We start from the raw sequence: 3,134 nt of genomic DNA, 5'->3' as shown, positions 1-3,134 counted from the left end.
GCGATGCACTTGGGCAAACCTGGCTACGCTTTTTTCACATCATCGATGGTGATTTTGGCATTCGCGACGCTGTTCAGTGTCGCAATCTTTCCCAACTTCATGCTCTCGACGATCGACCCCGCTTACAGTGTCACGCTAGACAACGCCCGCAGCAGCCAGCAAACGCTCGGTACGATGTTGATCATCGCTGCGATCGGTATCCCCTGTGTGCTCAGTTACACCGTGACGATCTACTGGATTTTCCGAGGCAAAGTCAAACTCGATCCCCATAGTTATTAGCCAAAGAGCGAACAACGTTTTGTCAGAAACGTTGCCAACTTTTTCTAATACCGTTGGTTGTTGCGAGTGAGGTGCAAAACGGAACTTCTTTGTGAGCCTGAGGATGTGCCCGTCTGTTGCCGATACTGGACTAAAGTCTTGTCGATTTAGTCGTTTAACAATCAGCCGAAGACGCACTCGGATACGTTGGCGTACGCCTATCGGCTAACGGTTAAACGAAACATGCTAAAGTCAGGCTAAATCAAATCGCAACGGCGAACCGCCAGACACCCTCGTAGTGCGTTGTGCCCGGCGGCTGACGCGTCGCGGCTCCGTAAATCGACAAGCGGCCCGCGACTTTCGCTACGCTAAAGTAGTATAAACGCTATTACAAAAATTGATTCACAACGTTTGGACGATCGGGCTGCGCCAATTCGCACAACGATGTGACCGTTCACGCACAGTCTTAGCGACGGGTGCTCGGGACAGACAACGTTGTTTCGGCGTCGGAATCGCCATCTTCACGTAGACTTTGATGGCATCGGACACAGCTAACAGTCAACTGGTTGAACGCCAATGTAACGCCGTCGATATTTTTCTGCTTTGATTGTGTGATCAATTCGTCGGTCACAACTTGAAAGGTATTTACGTGTTTTCGGTACTCTTTGTTGCGACTTCGCACAAAGCCCTCCATCGTATTGAGAACTCGCATTTTTTGGGCGTTCGCTTGGATCTCGTCAAAGTCCTGCATCGCCAGTCCACGCAAGATGGCGGTTGAGTAATCCAGTTTCTTCTCCATCCAAAAATCAATCGGTTTTTCTTCGGATTCGACAATCTCGGTCGCAGTCCGTGCGGGCTCTTGTGCAAACGAAACTGGCAGCAATACTAGGCTGGTAGCGACCCAAAATAACGTCTTCATGATCTGTCTTTCGAAGGTTGCGAATGGAAGTGAGGAACGATTCGTTTGCAACAGGGCAAACCGGGGGCCACGTTGAAAAGAATCTTGGATTGTTGCTCCACGCCAGCAGTTATTTTTCGCTGTCTTCCACTTGGAACCCTCTCTCGAAAATTATGGCCACTCCATCGCAAACGATCCCAATTTGGCAAGTTGACGCGTTTACCGAACGAGCTTTTGGTGGCAACCCCGCCGCGATTTGTTTACTCGACTCGGCGGTGGATGGTGAATGGATGCAGCAAGTGGCCGCCGAGATGAATCTTGCGGAAACGGCGTTTGTCGTTCCCAGCGACGCGAAGGATTCGTTCGACTTGCGTTGGTTTACACCGACCACCGAAGTCGACTTGTGTGGCCATGCTACCTTGGCCGCCACCCACGTGTTAATCGAACAGAGGCGTGTCGAGGCGAACTGCCCGATACGATTCCAAACACGTAGTGGTGAACTGGTGTGTCAACAAATAGGATCGAAAATCGCACTGGATTTCCCCGCCACTGCCGCCAATGAGTCACTTGATCCCGTGGTGATCGACGAATGCCAATCCGCTCTTGGGATCACGGCAACGTTTGCAGCACGAACCAAGTTCGACATCCTGTTGGTGGTGGACGATCCGCAAACGGTACGCGAATTGAAACCGAACTTCATGGCTTTAGCGAATATCGTCACTCGCGGAATCATCGTGACGGCCCGCGGGGATGAACAAGGAATCGATTTCATCTCGCGTTTCTTCGCTCCTCAATCCGGCATCAATGAAGATCCGGTAACGGGATCGGCGCATTGCTGTTTGGCACCCTATTGGTACGCGTGTCTTGGACGTGATCGACTTGTCGGTTACCAAGCTTCCTCGCGAGGCGGCATGGTGTACACCGAATTGCGGGGCGACCGCGTCCAGCTCAGCGGCAACGCCGTGACTGTGATGGAAGGCAGGCTATGGACGACGCCATGAAACCGCCGCCAATCAAACTAAGGTCCTATGAACCATCGGATGCACTTGCCCTACTCGAGTTGTTTCGCGACACGGTACACCGCATCAATTGCCGTGACTACACGTCCGAGCAAATTGCCGCCTGGGCACCGGACGATTTATCGACCGATCCTTGGGCGGAGCGTTTTGAAGGCAAGATTACCTATGTGGCTCAACGCGGGTACACCATTGTCGGTTTCGCCGACATGATGACCTCGGGATATTTGGATCGATTGTTCGTTTCTGCGGATTGTCAACGGCAAGGCGTTGCCCGAAGATTATTGCGAGCAATTTTGCACTCCGCCGCCGACTTGCAACTCACAGAGGTGACGACGGAAGCCAGCATCACAGCGAAACCCTTCTTTCTCGCCCAATCGTTCGTGGTGGTGCAAAAGCAAACCGTGGTTTGCCGTGGAAAAGAGTTCACGAACTATTTGATGCGATACGTTCTTTCCTAGCGTCGTCACGATGATCGCTTCGTCGGAACCCACGATTCTTGTGACGAGGATTCGGCAGGCGTGCGAACCTCAACGAAAATCCACAATTACGGGACGATGGTCCGAGCCAATATCGGGGCCAACAAAATGTCTGGCAACGTTGATTCGTGAACCTATCAAGACATGATCAATCATCAGGCCGGGCAATGGTAGCGAAGTCGGATTCCAAGTGCTGTGCAGCCCGTGCCCCAAAGCGGATTCACGCAAGCCCGATTGTTCTCGCAATCGGCGAAACCAATAGGACCAGGGCGTGCAATTCAAATCGCCCGCCACGATGCTTCGCTGACTTCCTTGTTGCTGCACTTGTTCGGCGAGCCCAGCAAACGCCCGATTGCGGTCTTGCCACGTCGATTTTTGCATCGGGGGCAGCGGATGTGTCGCGATTAGCTGGATTGGATCGCCATCGGACAGCGGGAACTCCATCAGCAACGAAGGCAGTCGTGTTTCTTCCGAAAATGAAAC

Annotated in this window: 5 protein-coding genes; 3 read left to right on the top strand and 2 right to left on the bottom strand. The window is 52.6% G+C overall.

Annotated features, from left to right (window positions below; genetic code table 11):
• Positions 1 to 279 (top strand): cytochrome d ubiquinol oxidase subunit II (locus tag RMSM_RS16390; RefSeq protein WP_173405128.1); only part of this gene is annotated, 279 nt, incomplete at its 5' end.
• Positions 280 to 724: 445 nt separating this feature from the next.
• Here the strand turns inward: RMSM_RS16390 and RMSM_RS16385 are convergent.
• Positions 725 to 1,177, bottom strand: coding sequence for a hypothetical protein (locus RMSM_RS16385; RefSeq protein ID WP_144057707.1), 453 nt, complete (start codon positions 1,175 to 1,177; stop codon positions 725 to 727).
• Between the two features lie 152 nt (positions 1,178 to 1,329).
• On the opposite strand from RMSM_RS16385, the gene RMSM_RS16380 reads away from it, so the two are divergent.
• Positions 1,330 to 2,157, top strand: coding sequence for a PhzF family phenazine biosynthesis protein (locus RMSM_RS16380; RefSeq protein WP_040767449.1), 828 nt, complete (start codon positions 1,330 to 1,332; stop codon positions 2,155 to 2,157).
• Positions 2,142 to 2,633, top strand: a complete 492-nt coding sequence (locus tag RMSM_RS16375; protein WP_236622170.1) for a GNAT family N-acetyltransferase — start codon at positions 2,142 to 2,144, stop codon at positions 2,631 to 2,633. The genes RMSM_RS16380 and RMSM_RS16375 overlap by 16 nt, the downstream gene beginning before the upstream one ends.
• A 69-nt stretch (positions 2,634 to 2,702) precedes the next feature.
• On the opposite strand, the gene RMSM_RS16370 is transcribed toward RMSM_RS16375, so the two are convergent.
• On the bottom strand, positions 2,703 to 3,134 hold a 432-nt coding region (locus RMSM_RS16370; protein ID WP_040767445.1), incomplete at its 5' end, for an endonuclease/exonuclease/phosphatase family protein.

Source organism: Rhodopirellula maiorica SM1 (genome assembly GCF_000346295.1).
Lineage (GTDB): Bacteria > Planctomycetota > Planctomycetia > Pirellulales > Pirellulaceae > Novipirellula > Novipirellula maiorica.
This window is presented reverse-complemented; position numbering and strand designations above follow the sequence as displayed.

Bases quoted from the DNA above. Each gene is read 5' to 3' on its own strand.
- RMSM_RS16380 (WP_040767449.1), top strand. From the start codon at position 1,330: ATGGCCACTCCATCGCAAACGATCCCAATTTGGCAAGTTGACGCGTTT.
- RMSM_RS16385 (WP_144057707.1), bottom strand. From the start codon at position 1,177: ATGAAGACGTTATTTTGGGTCGCTACCAGCCTAGTATTGCTGCCAGTT.
- RMSM_RS16375 (WP_236622170.1), top strand. From the start codon at position 2,142: ATGGACGACGCCATGAAACCGCCGCCAATCAAACTAAGGTCCTATGAA.